General features: G+C 38.4%; 20 protein-coding genes. 15 read left to right on the top strand and 5 right to left on the bottom strand.

The window, feature by feature from the left end; all coding sequences use genetic code 11:
- Positions 1-47: 47 nt before the first annotated feature.
- Positions 48-1,586: a fumarate hydratase gene (locus tag ACIQ7T_RS15690; protein WP_370079318.1), complete on the bottom strand. Its 1,539-nt coding sequence runs from the start codon at positions 1,584-1,586 to the stop codon at positions 48-50.
- 278 nt (positions 1,587-1,864) lie between these two features.
- Between ACIQ7T_RS15690 and ACIQ7T_RS15695 the strand changes: the two genes are divergently transcribed.
- The gene (locus ACIQ7T_RS15695; RefSeq protein WP_370079320.1) at positions 1,865-2,656 is read left to right on the top strand and encodes a YwqG family protein; all 792 of its coding nucleotides are present in this window, start codon (positions 1,865-1,867) and stop codon (positions 2,654-2,656) included.
- A 100-nt stretch (positions 2,657-2,756) separates the two neighbouring features.
- Here ACIQ7T_RS15695 and ACIQ7T_RS15700 read toward each other — a convergent pair whose 3' ends face one another.
- Positions 2,757-2,942, bottom strand: coding sequence for an SE1561 family protein (locus ACIQ7T_RS15700; protein WP_049668848.1), 186 nt, complete (start codon positions 2,940-2,942; stop codon positions 2,757-2,759).
- Positions 2,943-3,310: 368 nt separating this feature from the next.
- Between ACIQ7T_RS15700 and ACIQ7T_RS15705 the strand changes: the two genes are divergently transcribed.
- Together ACIQ7T_RS15705 and ACIQ7T_RS15710 are read left to right on the top strand one after the other, a co-directional pair.
- A complete protein-coding gene (locus ACIQ7T_RS15705) occupies positions 3,311-4,510 on the top strand; it encodes an MFS transporter (RefSeq protein WP_402871430.1) in 1,200 nt (399 codons plus the stop codon).
- 319 nt (positions 4,511-4,829) lie between these two features.
- Complete coding sequence (locus ACIQ7T_RS15710) at positions 4,830-5,465, top strand: hypothetical protein (protein ID WP_402871433.1); 636 nt, start codon at positions 4,830-4,832, stop codon at positions 5,463-5,465.
- A gap of 391 nt (positions 5,466-5,856) precedes the next feature.
- Here ACIQ7T_RS15710 and rlmD read toward each other — a convergent pair whose 3' ends face one another.
- Both rlmD and ACIQ7T_RS15720 read right to left on the bottom strand, forming a co-directional pair.
- Entirely contained in the window at positions 5,857-7,236 is a 1,380-nt protein-coding gene (gene rlmD / locus ACIQ7T_RS15715) for a 23S rRNA (uracil(1939)-C(5))-methyltransferase RlmD (RefSeq protein ID WP_370079327.1), read from the bottom strand.
- 44 nt (positions 7,237-7,280) lie between these two features.
- Complete coding sequence (locus tag ACIQ7T_RS15720) at positions 7,281-8,099, bottom strand: polysaccharide deacetylase family protein (protein WP_370079329.1); 819 nt, start codon at positions 8,097-8,099, stop codon at positions 7,281-7,283.
- Between the two features lie 300 nt (positions 8,100-8,399).
- Here ACIQ7T_RS15720 and recX point away from each other — a divergent pair, with 300 nt between their 5' ends.
- Genes recX through ACIQ7T_RS15735 form a run of 3 tightly spaced genes read left to right on the top strand, consistent with a single transcriptional unit; the run spans position 8,400 to position 9,799 of the window.
- Positions 8,400-9,203, top strand: a complete 804-nt coding sequence (gene recX / locus ACIQ7T_RS15725; RefSeq protein ID WP_370079331.1) for a recombination regulator RecX — start codon at positions 8,400-8,402, stop codon at positions 9,201-9,203.
- The gene (locus ACIQ7T_RS15730) at positions 9,200-9,529 is read left to right on the top strand and encodes a YfhH family protein (RefSeq protein WP_053483069.1); all 330 of its coding nucleotides are present in this window, start codon (positions 9,200-9,202) and stop codon (positions 9,527-9,529) included. The genes recX and ACIQ7T_RS15730 overlap by 4 nt, the downstream gene beginning before the upstream one ends.
- Positions 9,530-9,799 (top strand): YfhJ family protein, encoded by a 270-nt coding sequence (locus tag ACIQ7T_RS15735; RefSeq protein ID WP_402871437.1) that lies wholly within the window; start codon positions 9,530-9,532, stop codon positions 9,797-9,799.
- Between the two features lie 39 nt (positions 9,800-9,838).
- On the opposite strand, the gene ACIQ7T_RS15740 is transcribed toward ACIQ7T_RS15735, so the two are convergent.
- Positions 9,839-10,825: a metal-dependent hydrolase gene (locus ACIQ7T_RS15740; protein ID WP_370079335.1), complete on the bottom strand. Its 987-nt coding sequence runs from the start codon at positions 10,823-10,825 to the stop codon at positions 9,839-9,841.
- A 209-nt stretch (positions 10,826-11,034) separates the two neighbouring features.
- Between ACIQ7T_RS15740 and mutY the strand changes: the two genes are divergently transcribed.
- From mutY to nikC, 9 genes are all read left to right on the top strand, one after another.
- On the top strand, positions 11,035-12,069 hold the full coding sequence (mutY, locus tag ACIQ7T_RS15745; protein ID WP_370079337.1) for an A/G-specific adenine glycosylase: 1,035 nt from the start codon (positions 11,035-11,037) through the stop codon (positions 12,067-12,069).
- A gap of 84 nt (positions 12,070-12,153) precedes the next feature.
- Positions 12,154-12,333, top strand: coding sequence for a gamma-type small acid-soluble spore protein (locus ACIQ7T_RS15750; RefSeq protein ID WP_402871440.1), 180 nt, complete (start codon positions 12,154-12,156; stop codon positions 12,331-12,333).
- Between the two features lie 753 nt (positions 12,334-13,086).
- Positions 13,087-13,635, top strand: coding sequence for a nucleoside tri-diphosphate phosphatase (gene ntdP, locus ACIQ7T_RS15755; protein ID WP_370079341.1), 549 nt, complete (start codon positions 13,087-13,089; stop codon positions 13,633-13,635).
- A gap of 201 nt (positions 13,636-13,836) precedes the next feature.
- Positions 13,837-15,582, top strand: coding sequence for an ABC transporter ATP-binding protein (locus tag ACIQ7T_RS15760; RefSeq protein WP_370079343.1), 1,746 nt, complete (start codon positions 13,837-13,839; stop codon positions 15,580-15,582).
- A 629-nt stretch (positions 15,583-16,211) separates the two neighbouring features.
- Positions 16,212-17,225 carry an ABC transporter ATP-binding protein gene (locus ACIQ7T_RS15765; RefSeq protein ID WP_370079345.1) on the top strand — a complete coding sequence of 338 codons (1,014 nt, stop codon included), beginning with the start codon at positions 16,212-16,214 and terminating at the stop codon, positions 17,223-17,225.
- Positions 17,200-18,189 (top strand): ABC transporter ATP-binding protein, encoded by a 990-nt coding sequence (locus ACIQ7T_RS15770; RefSeq protein ID WP_370079347.1) that lies wholly within the window; start codon positions 17,200-17,202, stop codon positions 18,187-18,189. The genes ACIQ7T_RS15765 and ACIQ7T_RS15770 overlap by 26 nt, the downstream gene beginning before the upstream one ends.
- Positions 18,190-18,210: 21 nt before the next feature.
- Positions 18,211-19,827 carry an ABC transporter substrate-binding protein gene (locus ACIQ7T_RS15775; protein WP_370079349.1) on the top strand — a complete coding sequence of 539 codons (1,617 nt, stop codon included), beginning with the start codon at positions 18,211-18,213 and terminating at the stop codon, positions 19,825-19,827.
- 273 nt (positions 19,828-20,100) lie between these two features.
- On the top strand, positions 20,101-21,105 hold the full coding sequence (locus ACIQ7T_RS15780; protein ID WP_370079351.1) for an ABC transporter permease: 1,005 nt from the start codon (positions 20,101-20,103) through the stop codon (positions 21,103-21,105).
- Positions 21,106-21,120: 15 nt separating this feature from the next.
- Positions 21,121-22,011: a nickel transporter permease gene (nikC, locus tag ACIQ7T_RS15785; RefSeq protein ID WP_370079353.1), complete on the top strand. Its 891-nt coding sequence runs from the start codon at positions 21,121-21,123 to the stop codon at positions 22,009-22,011.
- The last annotated feature ends 38 nt before the right edge of the window (positions 22,012-22,049 follow it).

Genomic DNA, 22,049 nt, shown 5'->3' on the forward strand with positions numbered 1-22,049 from the left:
ACTCCACAGCTTAAAAACTAGTTATGCTATTCAACGTAACGCTTTTATTAGAATACTCGTTCTGCGTGTAGAGCAAGTTTTTCTAGGGATGATTTATCTACATCTGCGTGTAGTGAGTTACCGTGAGAGTCCATTGTTACAACAGCTGTAAACTTCTCAACGTTTAAATGCCACATTGCTTCTGGAATACCGAATTCCATTAGGTCAACGCCTTCAACACCTTTAATGCAGTCTGCATAGTATTGTGCTGCACCACCGATTGCATTTAAGTAAACACCACCGTGCTCTTCTAATGCAGCAAGTGTTTTTGGTCCCATACCGCCTTTACCAATTACAGCGCGGATACCGAATTTTTTCATGATGTCACCTTGGTATGGCTCCTCACGAATAGAAGTAGTTGGACCAGCTGCTTTTACTGTCCAGTTGCCTTCTTCGTCTTTTGCCATTACAGGGCCACAGTGATAAATAACTTGTCCATTAAGATCAACTGGAGCATCATGGCTCATTAAGTGATGGTGAATTGCGTCACGGCCAGTGTACATACGACCAGTAATTGAAACAACGTCACCAACTTTTAGAGCACGAATTTGTTCTTCAGTAATTGGTGCAGTAAGTTCTACTACATCTGTAGTAGTATCTTCTGTTGTTGCTGCAACTTCATCTTCTTTAAATGTAATTTTTTCGCCTTCTTGGTAATGCCAGTTAATAATTTCACCAGTTTGAGGATTGATGTCCACAGCCATACGACGGTATGCCCAGCAGTTATAAGCTACAGATACGTAGAATGATGCAGGGATACGGTGCATAACACCAATTTTACAGCCAAGTAATGTTGCTTCACCACCGAAGCCCATTGTACCGATACCAAATGTGTTTGCAGTTTTCACAACATATTCTTCTAATTTAGCAAGATCAGAATTTGGATTTGTATCTTCCACATGACGGAATAACTGTTCTTTCGCTAAGTCGTAACCAGAAGAGCGATCGCCACCGATACCTACACCGATGAAACCAGCTGAACAGCCTTGTCCTTGTGCTTGGTATACTGAGTGAAGGATACATTTACGGATACCATCTAAATCACGACCAGCGCGGCCAAGACCTTCAATCTCACATGGTAGGCTATACTGAATGTTTTTATTTTCACAGCCGCCACCTTTAAGGATTAATTTAATTGTAATATAGTCTTTTTCCCATTGTTCGAATTTCATAACAGGTAGACCGTCACCTAGGTTATTACCGCTGTTTGCACCTGTTAACGAATCAACCGCATTTGGACGTAATTTTGCATCTGCAGAAGTATCGATAATAGCTTTTTTAATAGCTTCTTTAATTTCTAATTGATTTACACCGACAGGAGTATAAATTTTGAATGTTGGTAGACCAGTATCTTGACAGATTGGTGATACATTATCTTCTGCCATAATGATATTATTTGAGATTGTGTCTAAGCTCATTGCAGCACGAGTACCTGAATTCTCGGCTTCTTTAGCTTTCTTAATAGCACGACGTACGTCTTTTGGTAGATTTGTAGACGTTTCAGTAATTAAATCGTAAAGACTTTTCTCCAAAGTTTGGATATTCATTTGGTATTGCCCCCCATAGAAAATTTGATTATTTCCACGTTACATTATACTCTTTTCAACTAATGAAAAAAAGAGTTCAACTCATTGTGGTTGGAATTATAGGTCTATTCTCAAAAAGAGGAAATTTAAATGTGAAATTATGTTATCTGCCGTTGAGGTGTTAGAAGATAATGGGAGAGGATCACTTTTGGAGCCGAGCTGATCAAATCACCATAAAGATTGCTCGAGAAGAACATTCGTTCTATAATAAATTTAAATTTCCTTTAGGAGGTAATAATATGAAGTTACTTAATTTACCCGAAGCATTTGAACAATATCGGTCTGTAATAGAGGAAACGATACAGCCTACTGTATTTATTGAAACGGAAGAACGAAAAACATCTTTATTTGAAAGTAAGTTTGCGGGTGATCCGTATTTTCCGCTGTCAATGGAATATCCGAAAAGTCCTGAAGGGCAGCCATTAAAATTACTAGCACAAATTAATTTTACAGATGTACCTAGGCATTTACCAAATTTCCCTGAAGAGGGAATCTTACAGTTTTATATTGATGGTTATGATGATGTTCTAGGGATAGATTTTGATAATGGTCAAAATCAGGAGGGTTTCTGCGTCATTTTCCACGAACATATTGTCAGTGATGAGTCGCAGTTAGTACAAGACTTCTCATTTGTTGAAGTGAAAGAAGAAGAATTTTTCTTTCCAGTGGAAAAAGAAATGGCATTGTCTTTTGGAACAAGCTATGAACCATTATCAGCAAATGACTTTAGAAGTGAAAAACTATATGCGAAGATCCTTGCTAATATAGAAGACAATGATAATTTAGTAGACTCATTTTATGAAACTTTAAATAGTTCAGGTCATAAAATTGGAGGATATCCATTCTTTACCCAAGAAGATCCAAGAGCATATGGCGACTATACAGATTCAACAATTTTGTTGCTTCAGATTGATAGTGTAGGGGAACAAATTGTTTGGGGGGATGACGGGGTCGGCAATTTTTTCATCACAGAGGATGAGCTGAAACGTAAAGATTTTAGTAAAGTTCTATATAATTGGGATTGCTACTAGCCGGAAATGGACAAGAAAAAAAGCAAGTGGATATATAGCTTTCCACTTGCTTTTATATAGCCTCCGGACGCAATTACGCCAAGGCGAAATTGATTAGTAGTTATTGTTCACGAGCATTAAATTGCTCCATTTTGTCTTCTAAATCATCCATCATTTGAATTAAACGATCGATATCCTCTAATTCAGTTGTTTCAGGATCAATTGCATCTAAAACTTCTAAAAACATTTCAAGACGCTCTTTTAAGTAGTTCATTTGCTGTTTTTTATCAGTGATTGGATTTGACATACATACACCTCATTTCATCCCCTTCATCTTAGCTGATTTGGGACTAAATTTCAATGTTTAGGCAAACACCTAGGACTTAGAGATTATTTTGTAAAAATCAATAGACAGAATATTTACAATAATGAATGTGTGTGTTAAATTAATATTAAGAAAAAGTAAAGGAGCTGATTAAAAAAAACAAAAGAACTCTAACTCGAAAAGGAGGGAGTTTAAACAAGTACTCGGCGATGTAAAAGTCGAAATTCGTGTTTATACAATTAAATGGAGATAAGTATTAGTTAGGCCTTAGCGTAAAATCACATGTGGTGAGCGCTAAGGCTTTTTGTTATGCTGTTATTTGATAGAATGACTTGATGTTGGAGGAAATGATGACATACTTCTCAGATTACAACAAAAAAAGATTTGCCATTCTAGTGTTAATTGTATCTATTTCAGGTTTTTCACAAGGGATGCTTTTACCGTTAATTTCAATTATTTTCGAACGTGATGGAGTTTCCTCTGCGTTGAATGGATTGAACGCAACAGGTCTATACATAGGAACTTTATTGATCTCACCGTTTATCGAGCAGCCATTACGAAAATGGGGCTACAAACCAATTATTTTAATAGGCGGTGCACTTGTCTTCGCTTCACTGCTTGCATTTCCTTTATGGAAGAGTGTGACCTTTTGGTTTACCCTCCGCTTACTCATTGGAATTGGGGATCATGCATTACATTTTGCAACACAGACGTGGATTACAAGCACAACGGATCATAAAAGCTTAGGAAAAGGTATGGCCATTTACGGCTTGTCCTTTAGTACAGGTTTTGCGGTCGGTCCTTTGATGGTGAAACGTATACAAGTTTCAGAAGCATTACCGTTTATTGTGTCCTCGATTATGTGCTTATTGGCATGGGCTTTTGTCTTCCTTCTACAAAATGAAAAATCAGAGCGATTAACGGGAGACTTACATGCAAGGGGTTGGCATCGTTATAAAATGGCTATCGCATTCGGGTGGATTGCATTTTTAGGGCCATTTGTTTATGGGTTTTTAGAATCCTCTTTAAATGCTTTGTTCCCAGTTTATGCGTTACGTAAAGGTTTCGATGTGAATATGATTCCTATTATTTTATCAGTCTTTACATTTGGTGGGATTTTGACACAAGTACCACTTGGAGCTATAGGGGATAAATTAGGACGACGCAATGTCTTGATGATAGGCTCATTTGGTGGGGCTGTTATTTTTGGCATTGCAAGTTTTGTAGAACATTCACAAATGGCAGTAGCCGTAGCATTTTTCTTTACAGGTACATTAGTCGGTTCGATGTTTTCGTTAGGTATTACCTTTATGGCTGACTTAACACCAAAGGAGCTACTACCAACAGGAAATCTGCTTTGCGGTATTGCTCTTAGTATCGGTAGCTTAACAGGGCCATTTTTAGGAGGCGTTTATTTAGAATATGTAAATTACAGCTTCCTTTTATTAGTGGCGATGCTTTTGCTAGCTATAGCCATTGTTTTACTAGTATTTGGACGAAAAAAAATAAGCGACCAGTGTCGATGTAAGGGGCATTGTCTTTTGGAATGATCCTTGAAGCGGAAAAAAGAGAGTCAGCTCGGAGACTTTTGAGCAACGTATAATTTTGGACAAAATAAAAGAGCGGGGCTCATCTCCCGCTCATAAAACAAAAAACGCCCAGCAAATCCGTGCTGTTATGGCGTTCTTTGCGTGACAAGGATGTTCCGTCCAAGTCACATAGGTTTGGCACCTAGAATGATATTATACAGACAAGTAAACATAAAATCAAATAATATTTGTAGATAGTAATATTTGGACTTTGGATTTCTACCTCTATATAATAGAAGAACACTAACTAAGATACTAATTATAATGAGGAGATTAACACATGGCAGAATATAAAAAATTATCGATCCACCGTGCATTAACAGAATTAAAGATGCTAAATCACCGCATCGAAGCAGCAACGCATGAAGTTAGTTCAGTGTTAGCTAATCGTAAAAGCAATAGCAAAATTAATGGTGTAGAGATTCAAGAATATGAAAAGCAAATGCAAGCCTCATACGATAAAGTAGTTAGCTTAGTTGACTATCGCAACCGAATTAAGGCGCTAGTTGTACAGTCCAATGCTAAAACAAAAGTAATAGTGGGAAAAGAAGAAATGACTGTAGCAGAAGCGATTGAACGCAAACAGTCCATTCAATATGAAAAGGAACTGTTAGAAGTCATGCAACAGCAATATCGTTCAGCGATAAATACGGTTGCAAAAGAAAATGATGCGTTGCCTGGAAAGCTAGAAACGTATTTAGTTAATATATTAGGAAATAAAGATAAACAATCTCCAGAAGAAGTAAAATTACATACAGAGACATTTATGAAAAGAAACGAGTACGAGTTAATTGATCCGATGAATGTTAAAAAGAAAATCGAAGCGTTAAGTAATCGAATTGAAGAATTTGAATCAGAGGTCGACGCTGTATTATCAGAATCAAACGCAACTACATTTATTGAAGTGCAAGCCTAACAAAATATGCATGGCCTAGCGAAAACGGAAAACGATAAATCGCTCGCGCTTCAAGACATGTGTGCGAGTTAAAACCAGAAACATGTCTTACTACAATGGATAGTTCAAATAATCGGAGATAAAAGCTCAAAGATTAAAGTTAAAAGTCCAAAGTTTACGTTTCAAAGTTCTTTCGTATTAAAGCTAAAAACTTAAAGCATAAAATTCTTTTAAATCCTGGGCTACTGGTTAAGGTGTTGATTTCTCTGGACCGTCCGTCATCCACCAGGCAGCTAGAGCTGTGCAATACATATAAGGCGTCTCTTAATTTTAGAAGACGCCTTTTTTCTGTTTAATTCTCTTTTAGAATTTTTAAAGGGCGTCTCTCATTTTTTGAGGACGCCCGTTTTTATTACTTATTTTTCAACACAAGCTTCGCCACGCACTCCACTTGTGCGGTTTGTGCGAACATATCCACCGGCTGAATATACTCTACATCATAAAACTTCGATAATTCGTTTAAATCCTTCGCCAAAGTTGATGGATTACACGATGTATAGACAAAGCGCTTCGGTTTTAGCTTCAACACTGTGCGGATGAATTCTGGTGCTAGACCTGTGCGTGGTGGGTCAACTGTAATAACATCAGGTGTAAATCCTTCCTTGCGCCATTTTGCTAAAACACTTTCTGCAGTACCGACTGCGTATTTTGTATGCTTGAAGCCATGGTTACGTGCATTTTTACGTGCATCCTGAATGCTTTCTGGAATAACGTCCATTCCACGAACTTCTTTTGCTTTGTCAGCTAGCCATAAACCGATTGTTCCAACACCGCAGTAAGCATCAACAACTGTTTCTTTGCCTGTTAATGCTGCTGCTTTTTTAATTTCATCGTAGAGATGAACGGTTTGTGTTGGATTCAGTTGGAAAAAGGCACGAGCTGATAAATCAAAGGCTAATTCTCCAAGCTCCTCATGAATCGTTTCCTTGCCATCGAGGACAATCGTTTCATCGCCAAAGATTAACGATGTTTTCTCACGGTTAATATTTTGGGCAATCGAAACGATACTTGGGTCGATTTTTTTAATACGTGCAATGAGTTCTGCCTGATGTGGAATTTCTTTACGTGTTGTAACGAGCACGACTTGTGTTTCACCAGTACGAATCCCAGTACGTACTACAATCGTACGCACTAAGCCATCAAGCGTACGGCCATCGTAAATAGTAATATTCAGTTTTTGTAAAATTTTACGCGTTGCCACTGTGATTTTTGATGTAACCGGATGTTGAACAAGGCAATCGTTGATGTTCAGTAACTTGTTACTACCTTCTGCAAATAGCCCTGCATAGACACGTTTACCCTCTTTACGTACTTGATACTGACTTTTGTTACGATAATTCCATGGATTATCCATCCCTAAAGTTTTGCGAACTTCAACTGTATTAGCTAAAGGCTTAGCATAACGTTCTAATGCTTGAATTACGATATCATGCTTTTCGATTAGCTGTTTTTCATATGTCATATGTTGAAGCTGGCAGCCGCCACATTCGTTGTAAACTGGGCATGGTGCTTCCTGACGATATTTTGAAGCTTTACGAATAGTTACTATTTCTGCTTCAGCAAAGTTTCGCTGTGTTTTAGTTACTAGTGCTGTAATTTCTTCACCAGGAATAGCGCCTTTTACGAATACAACATTACGCTTATAAAAGCCTACTCCTTCGCCATTAATACCAAGTCTTTTTATTGTTAGAGGAAATTTTTGTCCAACTTCCATTGATGTTTGTTGCGTCAAGCGTTCCACGTCCCTGTTCTTTTAATATCATCTCCCCATTATAACTAAGGAGTAGACGATTGCAAAGCGACGGGAAGATCTTCATGTTCTAAAACTAAATCGTCAAGGGATAAAAATGTATAGCCTTGTTTTTTCGCTTCGGCAATAAACCTTGGGAGAGCTTCAGCGTTATCCTGTGCAACAGTATGCATTAATATTACGGCACCAGGGTGAAGCTGTTCCATTAATGCATTATACGCATAATCTGCGCCACGACGTACATCCCTTTCCCAATCCTTAAAGGCAACGGACCAGAAAATATGACGGTAGCCTTCAGCATTTCCGACCTCTAATAATTTTGCGTTAAATATACCTTCAGGTGGACGAGCGTATGTTGTACGTTCAATACCCGTCAATTCACGTAACTTATCATCGAGTTTCTTCCATTCACTACGCATACCATCTGGCGTAAGCCTCGCCATATTTGGGTGCCCCCATGAATGGTTGCCGATAGTATGTCCATCTTTAACCATGCGTTTTACTAAATCAGGGGCACTTTCTAAATAATGACCAGTTAAAAAGAAGGTAGCTGGTGCGTTTTCCTTCTTCAATGTATCCAAAATGCTTTCCGTGAATCCATTTTCATATCCGTTATCAAAGGTTAAATAAGCAACTTTTTTATCTGGCTTACCTTTATAAATTGCACCATACTTCTCAAGTAGCTGATCAAGCTGTGCCCCAGCCTCAGCTGGTTCACCGTTTTTCGCTCGCTTTAATCCCCAATGGTATTCATCAGAGCTAGCAGCCGAATATGGATTAAAGCTAATTGCCGCGGCAATAATAAAAGTAGCGATGACCGCTCCTACTATATGCTGTTTCCACATAAAAACGCATCCTTTCTTTTTCATTAGAATGCGTGTTTTTTAAAAAATTATCCTAGTTGAAGTGCTTCTTTTAAATTAGGGAATTTAAATACAAAATGATGATGATGTTTTTCTAAAAAAGTAGGTAGTACATGGACCTTTCATTCATATAAATGTTTTGCTCTCTCTTTAATAATACCCGCGCGAAACGGGAAAATACTCGCGGAAGAGAAGTGAACACCCACGAACATAGAATATGCCTACGGGAAAAAAGCAATACCCGCGAAAAATGTTATAATGGTAAATGGTGAGGTGTTACTAATGCGTATTATTACGAAAATTGCACGTCAAAAAAACAATCCAGAACGTTATAATATATATTTGAACGAAGAATACGCTTTTCCTGTAGATGAGGCAATTCTCATTCAATTTGGATTAACGAAGGGAAAAGTGCTTGAGGAATTTGATATTCAAGAAATTGCCTATGAAGATGAGATTCGAAAAGCTTTTAATAAAGGGTTAAATTTTTTATCTTATCAAATGCGTAGCGAGCATGAAGTAAAGAAAAAGCTTCTCACGTTAGAATTTGGGGAAGCTGTTATTTTAGAGGCTATACAAAAGCTTAAATCATACGGCTTTTTAAATGATGAAACTTACTCCAAGGCATTACTTAATACGAAAAAAGCTACGATGAAAAAGGGGCCCAAGGCAATTAGACAAGACCTTATAAAAAAAGGAATTGATAAAAGCTTACAGGATGAGGTACTTGCTACGTACAGTCATGCGGAACAGGTGAAGCTTGCAACACAATTGGCTGAGAAGGTCATTCGATCGGAAAAAAAGAAAACACCAACACAAATAAAAGCTAAAATTCAAGATTTTTTAATGCGAAAAGGTTATTCTTTTAGTGTTGTAGATGATGTGCTAAGTCAAATAGAGATTGAACAAGATGAAGATGAATGGCAACAGCTACTTGCTGGACAAGGCGAAAAAGTTTGGAAAAAGTATTCATCGAAGTATACTGGTTATGAATTGAAAATGAAAATAAAGCAGGCGCTCTATCAAAAGGGGTTTCCTATAGAGGTTATAGATCGTTTTATAGAAGAGAAGGAGAATGAGGAATGAACGAAAAAAATTATGCTGCGATGTCAGAGCACGAATTACGTGAGGAAATAGCTATGATAAAGGAAAAGGCACGTAAGGCGGAGCAGCTAGGGATCATCAATGAATTCGCAGTATATGAGCGTAAGGCTTTAATGGCGGCTGCTTATTTAGTGGATTTAGATACAATAATTCCTGGAGAAATGTATCGTATTGACGGCTCTGAAAATGAATTTTTCCAAGTGGATTATTTGAAAGGACGCTTTGCTTGGGGACATCGCTTAGGGGGCGAAAAATACCAAGAGGCTTTACCTGTATCCATGCTATCTCCTGTAAAGGTGGGCAAATAAATGGATGAAAAAATTGAAAAACTAACTGCTGAATTACTTGCAAAAAACCCGCAAATGTCAGTAGGACGTGCACGAGTATGGATTGAGCTTTTATGGAGTGATTTTGAATCGACTTCTGCAAAAGCTGGCTACTCCTATCGTGGTGCTGATTACACTGAAAATTTAGTGCGTCAATTAATTACCAGCTACGGTGATAAACTGCATGCATTTGCAGGACGTAATCCCAAATACGCACATTTACTTGATGCTAGTGATGATATGGTGCAATAACAAAACCCTGACCAATATTTGGTCAGGGTTTGCTGATGTTTAATTACTTGCGCCAACCTGTAATTTTTTCTGAAGTTTATCTTCGGTGAAAATCCAGCCTGTGTATGAAGTGATAATCTCATTGTCATCGTTTAAATGAGCGACAGCAACGAACGGATAGCGATTATCACTACGGTAACGCAGATCAATTAATCTTACTTCTGTTAAGCCATTATCGAGTTCTGAAATTTCCCAACGATACAATGGTGAGAATGACACGAAAGCAGCGAGATTGCGATCTTTCAATGCTATTTCGATAATAGGCGTTTTCGGTAAAGGTTTTATTTCGAATTTATCGTAAATATTCACAGTTCGCCCATAAGCGCGCCCAACGTAATAATGCGTTTTGGATTTTGCTGCAATTCGCCAGTGCAAGAATCGCATTGTAGGGGCTACTATGACATACTCTTCATCCTGTATGGTATTATGCACAGCGTTCTTTACAGCCTTTTGGACTGCAAAGCGTAAAATGTAGTAAACGATAATAATGAGATACATGATACTAAATGTCCAAACTGGATTTGCACCAAATGCCCAAAGTAAAATGCCAAGGCAATGTAGCGTAAAAATAATAGGATCAAATGTATTAATGACACCAAGTGCCACCCATCTTCTAGAGAATGGTCGAAGCGCTTGTGTACCATAAGCATTGAAAATATCAACAAAGACGTGAAGTGCTACTGCGAAAAATGTCCAAAGCCATAAATGAAACACATTTGCGTCTTGAATAATAAGTGCTAAAACCGCTGTAATTAAGATGGGCCAAAGAGCTACTGCTGGTAGTGAATGTGTAATTCCTCGATGATGTCGAATATAAACGGCGTTGTTGCGTAGTTTTAACACTGTATCGACATCAGGTGACTGTGAGCCAATGATCGTACCTGCCATTACTGCGGTAAAGGTCATTGAATGATCTGCTACAACGGGGTCGACTAATGCAAGACCGCCGAGGGCAATACCCATAACGAAATGTGTGCCTGAATCCAAAAATATCCACTCCTTGTATGCAACAAAAAAGAGTACAATTGCATACATGTATATTTCAATAATCCGTAATACCTGATATTTACTTTATTAAGACAGTCGTTTTAAAGCTGGAAAAATTTTGACGTTTTTTGTCGTTTCTGACAATGGTCTTTTCTTAATTGTATACTCTTTTTACCATAAATAAAATCGTAAAGACGCAGGAGGTCACTGTGAATTATCCATATGTAACAAAATTTCGACAATCTTTAGTCGCATGGTTTAATGTTGAGAAACGTGATTTGCCTTGGAGACATACTACGGATCCTTATAAAATCTGGGTATCGGAAGTGATGCTACAGCAAACACGTGTCGACACAGTTATTCCTTATTACAATCGTTTCATGGAAAGTTTTCCAACGTTAGAATTACTCGCGGAAGCTCCACAAGAATACTTATTAAAGCATTGGGAAGGCCTCGGCTATTATTCCCGTGCTCGTAATTTACAGGCAGGTGTTCGTGAGGTATTAGAAAACTACGGTGGGATAGTACCCGATAATCGCCACGAGATTTCAACATTAAAAGGCGTAGGCCCATATACTGCTGGAGCTATTTTAAGTATTGCCTATAATAAGCCCGAACATGCGGTTGATGGCAATGTTATGCGCGTTTTAAGTCGTGTGCTTAATATTGATGATGATATTGCAGCTCCAAAGACTAAAAAGATTTTTGAAGCGGCTGTTGAAGAATTGATAGATCCTAAAAATGCATCGTCCTTCAATCAAGGCTTAATGGAGCTGGGTGCACTTATTTGTACGCCAACTTCACCAAAGTGTTTATTGTGTCCAGTTCGCGAATACTGTACGGCTTTTAATGAAGGTGAGCCTGAAAAATTACCTATCAAATCTAAAAAAGTAAAGATGAAGCATATCACATACGATGTGCTTGTATGCCAAGATGACAAAGGTCGAATTTTATTGGAGCAGCGTCCTGCAGAAGGTTTACTAGCTAACCTATGGCAGTTTCCAATGCTTGAGCACGGTAAAGATTCAATAGATATTTTTATTAAAGATTATGCTATGAATGTTCAATCGCAACAGGATTTGTTAACATTTAAACATGTTTTTTCACATTTAACATGGCATATAAATAGCTATTTTATGAAATGCAATTCAGCAGTAAAGGGCGAATGGCTGACTCGAGAACAAATAGAATTATTACCAATGCCCGTTCCAATGCTGAAAATTTGGCAAGAAATTAAGGATTAATCAAGAAAATAAAATTTATAAAAATTTATGAGCATAAAATCATTCACCTCGGTACACAATAATGAGCGTGGAGGTGAATGAATAATGAAAAAGCAAAACAACAACCAAAATTTACAACCGAATAAAAACATGCAACGTCAAAGTCAAGAATTTGGTTATGAAACAGACGTTAATGAAGTGCAAAAGCAAAATGCTAAAGCGGAGCAAAATAAAACTCAAGCTTCAGGTAACTTCAATAAAACTAACCAAGATCTTGGTGAATAACACTTTGTAATTGCATAATTGCATTTACCTCTAAGGAGCTGTCTAAAATCGAAAAGATTAAAAAGCAGCTCCTTTTTATTTTTTATATAGCAAGATGAGAAAATTGCTCGGGTAGGCAAGGAAACCGCTCAGGTAGAAAGAAGAACTGATCGGGTAGGCAAGGAAACCGCTCAGGTAGAAAGAAGAACTGATCGGGTAGCTGAGGAAACTGCTCAGGTAGGCCGGAGAATTGCTCGGGTAGCCAAGGAAACTGCTCAGGTAGAGCGAAGAACTGATCGGGTAGCCAAGGAAACTGCTCAGGTAGAAAGAAGAACTGATCGGGTAGCCAAGGAAACTGCTCAGGTAGAAAGAAGAACTGATCGGGTAGGCGAGGAAACTGCTCAGGTAGGCCAGAGAACTGATCGGGTAGCTGAGGAAATTGCTCAGGTAGAAAGAAGAACTGATCGGGTAGCTGAGGAAACTGCTCAGGAGAACGAAGAACTGATCAGGTAGCCCAAAAAATCGCGATCGGATGCGAGGAAGAACGGCTCTAATTCAGAAAAAAATCCGATTTGATATATAAGTAAAGCGAAAAAATTCCAATTGGGTTGTTGTTATGATAAAATCCGCTTCAAATTAACGAAATTTTGTACAGATTTAAAAGAGCGCAGGGAAATTTGTGGTTTTCTAACTACACCTTTCGCGTACACATTGCTATAATATACTAGAGACTGCTAGATTTAGGTAGCATAGACGAAAAGGTGGGCTTCAAAAATGGCAATACCGGTAGAAGGAGAAACGATACAAATACATAGTTATAAGCACAATGGCCGTATCCACCGTGTTTGGCAAGAAACAACGGTTTTAAAAGGAACGAAAAATATCATTATCGGTGCGAATGAACGGACACTTGTGACAGAATCCGATGGTCGTACTTGGCTAACGAGAGAGCCTTCTATTTGTTATTTCCATGCGGAGCACTGGTTTAATATCATTTGCATGCTACGTGAGGACGGTGTGTATTATTATTGTAATCTAAGCTCACCATTTGTTTTCGATAATAATGCCATTAAATATATTGACTATGATTTAGATATTAAAGTTTTCCCTGATCTGTCTTATTCACTCTTAGATGAGGATGAATATGAGCTACATCGTAAGGAAATGTCTTATCCAGATGTCATAGATAAAATTTTAAAGCGCAATGTCGATAAATTAATTAGCTGGATTCAACAAAAAAGAGGACCCTTTGCACCTGATTTCATCGATGCCTGGACGAGCCGTTATAAGTTTCAGCTCGATATGCAAGCAGATGATTGTTAGTTGCACCTATTAGTTTTACTAATGGGTGTTTTTTTATGTCTTCAACAATCGAATTGTAAAATAGTTAGTGATAAAGCTAAATTAAATGTACTTAAAACAAAATATTGCTATAATACGTTTGGGCATTCAGTTTGTGGATGTCTGTTTCTTTTTATGTATTACATAAGAGCGAGGCTTTTAAAATAAGGATGTGATAAAAAATTGGGTAGTATAAAGCGTTATATGAAATTTGTAAAACCATATACATGGGAAATTATTTTAACAATTTTAATTGGTATTGTGAAATTTGCGATTCCGTTATTTATCCCATTGCTCATAAAAATTGTGTTAGATGATATTATCGCTGCAGATCATCTAACGGATGCAGAGAAGACAAAAGAACTATTTTATTGGTTAGGTGGTACGATCATTGTATTCTTTATTATTCGACCACCGATCGAGTATTACCGTCAATATTATGCTCAGCATGTCAGCAACAAAGTGCTTTTCGATATTCGAAAACAAATATATGCACATTTACAGCGACTAAGTTTAAGATACTATGCGAATACAAGAGCTGGCGATGTTATTTCAAGAGTGATTAATGATGTGGAACAAACAAAAAACTTTATCATGACAGGCTTGATGAACGTTTGGCTTGACCTTGCAACAATTGTTATTGCTATCGGTATTATGCTTGCCATGGATGTTAAGCTTACGCTAGTAGCATTAGTTGCGTTCCCATTCTATGGATTTAGTGTGAAGTACTTCTTTGGTAAACTTCGATCTTTAACACGTAAACGATCACAAGCGCTTGCGGGTGTGCAAAGTTATTTGCATGAACGTGTAGCTGGAATGAGCATTATTAAAAGCTTCACGCTAGAAAAGCATGAGCAAAAATTATTTGATGAAGCAAATGGTGAATTTTTAGAAAAGGCACTAGACCATACAAAATGGAATGCTAAATCCTTTGCGGTGGTGAATACCATCACGGATGTAGCACCTCTCCTAGTCATTGCTTATGCAGGTTATCAGGTTATTAATGGTCCACTTTCAGTTGGGACAATGGTAGCCTTTATCGCCTATATCGAACGACTTTATGGTCCACTTCGTCGTCTTGTAAGTTCATCAACGATGTTAACACAATCATTTGCATCAATGGATCGAATGTTTGAATTAATAGATGAACCTTATGAAATAAAAAACAAGGCAAATGCCTTAGAGCTACCACGAGTAAAGGGTGAAGTCCGCTTTGACAATGTGAACTTTCAATATGAAGAAGAGGGCTCACAAATTTTAAACAACATCAATTTCACGATTAACCCTGGAGAGACAGTAGCATTTGTAGGAATGAGCGGTGGAGGAAAATCAACGATCATAAGTTTAATTCCTCGCTTTTATGATACAACGAGTGGCGCAGTGACTATTGATGAATATGATGTACGTGATATATCATTACATTCTTTACGTTCACAAATTGGAATAGTGTTACAGGATAATATTTTGTTCAGTGATTCGGTAAAAGAGAATATTTTAATGGGTAAGCCAGAAGCTTCTGATGAAGAGGTTATTGCTGCTGCAAGAGCGGCAAATGCCCATGATTTTATTATGAGTTTACCAAATGGCTATGACACAAAGGTCGGGGAGCGCGGTGTGAAGTTATCAGGTGGGCAAAAGCAGCGAGTAGCAATCGCTCGTGTATTTTTAAAAAATCCTCCTATTTTAATATTGGATGAAGCAACCTCTGCTTTAGATTTAGAAAGTGAGGCACTTATTCAAGAATCATTGGATGTACTTGCACATGAACGCACGACCATTATAATTGCTCACCGACTTTCTACAATTACACATGCAGATAAAATTATTGTTATAGATCATGGACAATTAATTGAAAGTGGTACTCATGAGCAATTAATGCAAAAAGAGGGGACTTACTTCAATTTATTCCAGGTGCAACATTTAGATTGATACACCATGCTATAATAGAAAAAATCTGGCTTACCATCATAACGTGGGGGTGATTTCCGTTCCAGCTGGGCGCTTTGTAGCTGACGCTTTGCTTTCGCTACAGAAAACAATTGTTGCTGTCGCTTCGCTTTCGCACAGATAAAACATTTGCCGCTGACGCTTCGCTTTCGCGCAGAGCAGAGCTTCCTGGGGGCGTCCGATGAGCCGCTTGGGGCAACAGGATGTTGGTCACGAAGGCGTTATCACAGGACGTGATGCTTTTAGCCATCGTTCCCCTATGAGCTCGCTGCAGGGTCTCATCTGTGACGCTGATCCCCAAGGAGTCGCCCAGCTCACTCCAATCAACTAATAAAAGTAATATCCGTATTTTGGTAATGAGTCAATAATCTAAAAATAGCTTTCCGTTTAAACATAAACGGAAGGCTATTTTTTTGTTATATTATTAAAATATTATCGATTAATAAGACAATATTAATATAGAACTCGAACGATGTAGAAAATCTATGTTAATTGCAGAATAATAATGATTGAAAGAGCAGTAGTTTTTGGTTAGAATTATCTGAAAATAGGGAATTGAGTGATAGTGAATGTAATTAAGTGAAAATATGGGTAGGATGGGGCGATTGATCATGAGAAAAAAGCTGCTAGAAATAAAAGGTTTAAAGACAACCTTTTTTACAGATGATGGACAAATTCCTGCCGTAGATGATATCGATTTTTCTGTTCATGAGGGAGAAATATTAGGGATTGTAGGGGAGTCGGGAAGTGGAAAAAGTGTCACATCACTGTCCATTATGGGATTAATACCATCGCCACCTGGAAAAATAACAGGTGGTGAAATAGTATTAGATGGCAAAAACCTCGTAACATTATCTGATAAACAAATGCAGAAAATTCGTGGGAAAGATGTGGCAATGATTTTTCAGGAGCCTATGACATCCTTAAATCCTTTGTTTACAATTGGGGATCAGCTAAAAGAAGCGATTCGAATTCATAATCCAAAATGGTCGAAAAAAGAAGCATTTGCAAGGGCAATTGAAATTATGAAACTAGTAGGTTTACCACGAGCTGAGGAATTATTAAAAGATTACCCACATCAACTATCGGGAGGGATGCGACAACGGGTCATGATTGCGATGGCACTTGTCTGTGATCCGAAGGTATTGATTGCTGATGAGCCGACTACTGCATTAGATGTTACGATTCAAGCTCAAATCTTGCAGCTTATGAAAGATTTAAATAAACGTTTAAATACAGCTGTATTATTAATTACACATGATTTAGGCGTTGTTGCAGAAACATGCGAGCGAGTTATTGTGATGTATGCAGGTCAGATTGTAGAGGAGGCACCTATTCAGGAGATATTCGTTAATCCAAAGCATCCTTATACACAAGGGCTTATTAAATCTGTACCGGATATGCGTTATAAAAAGGACAATCTATACTCTATACCAGGTAGTGTACCTAAGCCTGGAAGTATTCAGGAAGGCTGTCGTTTTGCAGCGCGTTGCGAATTTGCGATGGACCGTTGTGTACAAGAAACACCACCTTTATATGAAGCAACAGAGCGGCATAAATCGAGATGTTTTTTACTAGAGAAACAGGAGGTGGAGCAACATGTCGAAAGTGTTGTTGAAAGTTGATGGTTTGAAAAAATATTTCCCCATTCGGAAGGGTGCTTTGAATACACAGGTTGGAGACGTAAAGGCAGTGGATGATGTTTCCTTTGAAGTTTTTGAAGGAGAAACATTAGGCATTGTAGGTGAGTCCGGATGTGGTAAATCAACGACTGGTCGACTTTTAATGCGATTGCTTGAGCCAACAGAGGGCGAGATTGAATTTGCAGGTAAAATGATTTCTGAATTATCGAACAATGAAATGCGCAAAGCCCGTAGAGATATTCAAATGATTTTCCAAGATCCTTATGCCTCTCTTAATCCTAGGCATAACATTGGGAAAATATTAGAGGAGCCTCTTATTGTTCATGGAATGGGTAATTCAAAGGAACGGAAACAGAAGGTATTAGAGCTTCTCGAAATTGTTGGGTTAAATGAATATCATGTGAAACGTTATCCACATCAATTTAGTGGTGGTCAAAGACAGCGTATCGGCATTGCCCGTGCTCTGATGACGAATCCACGTTTAATTATTGCGGACGAGCCTGTCTCTGCACTCGATGTGTCAATACAGGCGCAAGTATTGAATTTATTGCAAAACTTACAAAAGGACTTAAAGCTAACTTATATTTTTATTTCCCACGATTTAGGAGTTGTACGCCATATTAGCAATCGTGTAGGCGTAATGTATTTGGGGAAATTAGTGGAGCTGACAGCAAGTGAGGATTTATATGCTGAGCCACTTCACCCATATACTCAGGCACTGCTATCCTCGGTACCTGTTCCAGATCCTACGTTTGAACGTGAACAGCTCATTATTTCTGGAGATATTCCAAGTGCTTCGAATCCGCCAAGCGGGTGCACTTTCCATACAAGATGTCCATTTAAAAAAGAAGAATGCTCTCAAGTAGTTCCAAAAATGCAAGAAGTGAAACCGGGTCATTATGTTGCTTGCCATCTATATGATGCGATCCAACATTCAATGATATAAAAAAATTTAGGGGGAAATTCAATGAAGAAAAAGAAGCTTTGGACTTTGGGTGTAATGCTTATCCTTGTTCTTTCGACAATCTTAGCTGCTTGTGGTGGCTCAGATACTAAGGATGCGGGTAGTAAAGATACTTCAAGTGGTGGCGATAAAGCTAGCGGTGGACCAAAAACATTAGTATATGGTCGTGGAGCAGATTCCACTGCTCTCGATCCAGCGACAGTAACAGAAGGTGAATCGTTCAAAGTTACGGTTAACCTCTATGAGACTCTAATTAACTTTGGAGAGCAAGATGTAACATTGCAGCCAGGGCTAGCAAAATCTTGGGAACCTTCAGAAGATGGATTAACGTATACGATGCAACTTGAAGAAGGGGTTAAGTTCCATGACGGTACTGATTTTAATGCTGAAGCAGTCGTGAAAAATTTTGAGCGCTGGAAAGCTGGTGGTGCTGAAAAATTCCCATATTACGCCTCTCAATTTACAGTAGGTGGAAAGCAAGTAATTGAGTCGATTACTGCTGATGGTGATTATAAAGTTATCTTTAAATTATCTCAACCACAAGCACCATTCTTGAAAAATTTAGCGATGTCTCCATTTGCTATTGCTTCACCAACAGCATTTGAAAAAGATGATGAGGCACTTAAAGATCATCCAGTAGGTACTGGTCCATTTAAATTTGTAGAGTGGAAACGAAATGATTCCATCACAATTGAGAAAAACCCAGATTACCGTATTGCAGATTTGCCGAAATTAGATAAAGTTATTTTCCGTTCTATTCCAGAAAACTCCACACGATTCAATGAATTAACTAACGGTGATGTTGATGTAGTTGATGGCTTAAGTCCATCTGATAAAGCTTCCATCGAATCAAATGCAGATTTACAATTAATCGAACGTCCATCTATGAATGTTGGATACCTTGGATTAACTGTAACACGTCCACCGTTCGATAACGTAAAAGTTCGTCAAGCAGTAAATTATGCAATCGATAAGCAAGCATTAGTAGATGCATTTTATGAAGGCTTAGGTGAACCAGCAAAAAATCCAATGCCGCCATTAGTTGCAGGCTACAACGATGACACTAAAGGCTATGAATATGATCCAGAAAAAGCAAAAGCATTATTAGCTGAAGCTGGCTATGATGGTAAAGAAATCGAGCTATGGGCAATGCCTGTGCCACGTCCGTACATGCCTGATGGTCAAAAAATTGCGGAAGCCATTCAGAAGAATTTAGCTGATGTTGGTATGAAATCTAAGATTGTAACGTTTGAATGGGCTACGTATTTAGATAAGGCGGAAAAGGGAGAGGCGGATGCGTTCTTACTTGGTTGGACAGGTGATAACGGAGATGCGGATAACTTCCTTTACACTTTATTAGACGGAGATAATATTCATTCTAACAACTATACATTCTATGACAACCAAGAAGTGCACAAACTATTAGTTGCAGCGCAAACTGAAATGAATGAGGACAAGCGTAATGCCCTTTACAAGCAAGCACAGGAGATTATCTCTAAAGATGCACCATGGGTTCCAATTGCTCACTCTACTCCAATTTTAGCTGCTAACACTAAAGTTACAAACTATATTGCACATCCAACAGGTTCTGACCGTTTAGAAGCAGTTGATATGAAGTAGGCTTAAAGGGCTATCTTGAACAGGTTTTAATTTAAATTTTAAAGAATCTGCTTGCTTTCTGCGGGTAAGCCGTAGGAATCTAGCGGATTCTTTTTACAAGCTAGAGGTATTTTTTTCTGTATGAAAGACCAATCATCTAAACGATCAATTATGCCTCGACATAATTGCGTCCGGAACCGTTTGGTGAAGGCTGACCCTTTCTACAGTATGTGTAAAGACTTCAATGCTTTTCATACAAAAGTATATTATGAAAATAACAGAGGGGTGAAGAAAATGCTTCACTATATGGGAAGACGTTTATCTCAATTAATCCCAGTTTTGCTTGGAATGACTTTTATCGTTTTCATGTTAATTCGTGCAATTCCTGGTAATCCAGCACAAGTAATTTTAGGACAGCAGGCAACGAAAGAAGCGGTCGAAGCGTTAAACGCAAGTTTAGGATTAAATAAGCCGTGGTATACACAATATTTTAGTTATTTAGGTGGCATTTTTCAGGGGGATTTAGGAGTATCATTACGTACTAAATTACCTGTATCAGAGGAAATTTTCCCGTATTTAGCGGCAACAGCTGAGCTAGCGCTATTTGCCATGGTTATCGCAGTGATTGTTGGGGTAAATGCAGGCATTATTTCTGCATGGTTTCAAAATTCTTGGTTCGATTATGTGGCAATGGTAGTTGCTTTAATCGGGGTGTCTATACCCGTTTTCTGGCTTGGCTTAATGGAACAATGGGCTTTCAGTAATCAGCTTGGCTGGTTCCCGACATCTGGGCGAGAAGATGTGCGAGATCCAATAACCGCCATTACTCATTTTTATTTACTGGATACGTTAATACAAGGCCGTTTTGAGCAATTTACTGAAGTATTAAAGCGATTAGTATTACCGGGTATAGCTCTTGCGACAATACCAATGGCGATTATTGCAAGAATGACTAGGTCGTCTATGCTTGAAGTAATGCGCTCTGACTATGTACGTACCGCTAGAGCAAAAGGGCAAAAAATGTTTATTGTTGTTTATAAGCATGCCTTGAAAAATGCAGTTATCCCGGTATTAACAGTAATCGGTTTGCAAACAGGGTTACTGCTAGGTGGTGCCATTTTAACAGAGACGATTTTCAGCTGGCCTGGAATTGGTCGTTATATTTATGATGCCATTGGCTTCCGTGACTATCCTGTTATTCAATCAGGTATTTTAGTAATTGCATTTATTTTTATCATGATTAACTTAATTGTGGATTTACTGTATACGGTGATAGATCCACGGATTAAATACAAATAGAGGGGAGCAGCGATAATGACTGGAGCGATAGATATAAAAACAGCAGCACCAAGTCGTGAACGAGCGGCAGGTCCTTGGAGAGAAGGCTGGCGTAGCTTTAAAAAGAGCAAAATCTCCCTAGTAGGTGCAGGCATTGTACTATTTTTTATTATACTTGCTATATTTGGCTCGATGATTGCTCCTGAAGGAATTAATGAACAAAATCTTTCGAATCGTTTATTAGCACCGTCAAGTGAGCATTGGTTTGGAACAGATGACTTTGGACGGGATATTTTCTCTAGAGTTATACTTGGAGCTAGTATTTCTTTGAAGGTAGGCTTTTTTTCGGTTATTCTTTCTGTAATTGTAGGTAGTTTCCTTGGCATTATTGCGGGTTATTATGGAAGATGGATTGATACGATAATCTCGCGTATTTTTGATATTCTGTTAGCATTCCCTAGTATTTTACTTGCTATTGCAATAGTAGCAGTACTAGGACCATCATTACAAAATGCATTGCTTGCCATTGCCATTATTAACGTGCCGAATTTTGGGCGCTTAATTCGTTCGAAAGTATTGAGTGTTAAAGAAGAGGAATATATTGTAGCAGCAAAGGCTATCGGAATGCGTGATTCAAGGATTTTATTCTCACATATTTTGCCAAACTCAATGACGCCAATCATCGTACAAGGAACGCTAGCGATAGCGACAGCGATAATTGAAGCGGCGGCATTAGGCTTCCTTGGATTAGGAGCTCAAGCACCAGCGCCAGAATGGGGTAAAATGCTTGCGGATTCCCGTATCTATTTATTAAAGGCTCCGTGGACGATGATTTTCCCAGGTTTAGCTATTATGTTTACGGTTCTCGGTTTTAATCTAATGGGGGACGGCCTACGTGATGCGCTTGACCCGAAAATGAAAAGCTAATACAAAAGAGCGAAGGGTGGATATAATGCCAACCCTTC

It is taken from the genome of Lysinibacillus sp. NPDC096212, from assembly GCF_044763105.1.
In the GTDB taxonomy this organism is placed as follows: domain Bacteria; phylum Bacillota; class Bacilli; order Bacillales_A; family Planococcaceae; genus Lysinibacillus.

What these genes read in the sequence shown, in the direction of transcription:
- ACIQ7T_RS15690 (WP_370079318.1), bottom strand. Translation starts at nt 1,586, where the DNA reads ATGAATATCCAAACTTTGGAGAAAAGTCTTTACGATTTAATTACTGAA.
- ACIQ7T_RS15695 (WP_370079320.1), top strand. Translation starts at nt 1,865, where the DNA reads ATGAAGTTACTTAATTTACCCGAAGCATTTGAACAATATCGGTCTGTA.
- ACIQ7T_RS15700 (WP_049668848.1), bottom strand. Translation starts at nt 2,942, where the DNA reads ATGTCAAATCCAATCACTGATAAAAAACAGCAAATGAACTACTTAAAA.
- ACIQ7T_RS15705 (WP_402871430.1), top strand. Translation starts at nt 3,311, where the DNA reads ATGACATACTTCTCAGATTACAACAAAAAAAGATTTGCCATTCTAGTG.
- ACIQ7T_RS15710 (WP_402871433.1), top strand. Translation starts at nt 4,830, where the DNA reads ATGGCAGAATATAAAAAATTATCGATCCACCGTGCATTAACAGAATTA.
- ACIQ7T_RS15720 (WP_370079329.1), bottom strand. Translation starts at nt 8,099, where the DNA reads ATGTGGAAACAGCATATAGTAGGAGCGGTCATCGCTACTTTTATTATT.
- recX (WP_370079331.1), top strand. Translation starts at nt 8,400, where the DNA reads ATGCGTATTATTACGAAAATTGCACGTCAAAAAAACAATCCAGAACGT.
- ACIQ7T_RS15730 (WP_053483069.1), top strand. Translation starts at nt 9,200, where the DNA reads ATGAACGAAAAAAATTATGCTGCGATGTCAGAGCACGAATTACGTGAG.
- ACIQ7T_RS15735 (WP_402871437.1), top strand. Translation starts at nt 9,530, where the DNA reads ATGGATGAAAAAATTGAAAAACTAACTGCTGAATTACTTGCAAAAAAC.
- ACIQ7T_RS15750 (WP_402871440.1), top strand. Translation starts at nt 12,154, where the DNA reads ATGAAAAAGCAAAACAACAACCAAAATTTACAACCGAATAAAAACATG.
- ntdP (WP_370079341.1), top strand. Translation starts at nt 13,087, where the DNA reads ATGGCAATACCGGTAGAAGGAGAAACGATACAAATACATAGTTATAAG.
- ACIQ7T_RS15765 (WP_370079345.1), top strand. Translation starts at nt 16,212, where the DNA reads ATGAGAAAAAAGCTGCTAGAAATAAAAGGTTTAAAGACAACCTTTTTT.
- ACIQ7T_RS15770 (WP_370079347.1), top strand. Translation starts at nt 17,200, where the DNA reads ATGTCGAAAGTGTTGTTGAAAGTTGATGGTTTGAAAAAATATTTCCCC.
- ACIQ7T_RS15775 (WP_370079349.1), top strand. Translation starts at nt 18,211, where the DNA reads ATGAAGAAAAAGAAGCTTTGGACTTTGGGTGTAATGCTTATCCTTGTT.
- ACIQ7T_RS15780 (WP_370079351.1), top strand. Translation starts at nt 20,101, where the DNA reads ATGCTTCACTATATGGGAAGACGTTTATCTCAATTAATCCCAGTTTTG.
- nikC (WP_370079353.1), top strand. Translation starts at nt 21,121, where the DNA reads ATGACTGGAGCGATAGATATAAAAACAGCAGCACCAAGTCGTGAACGA.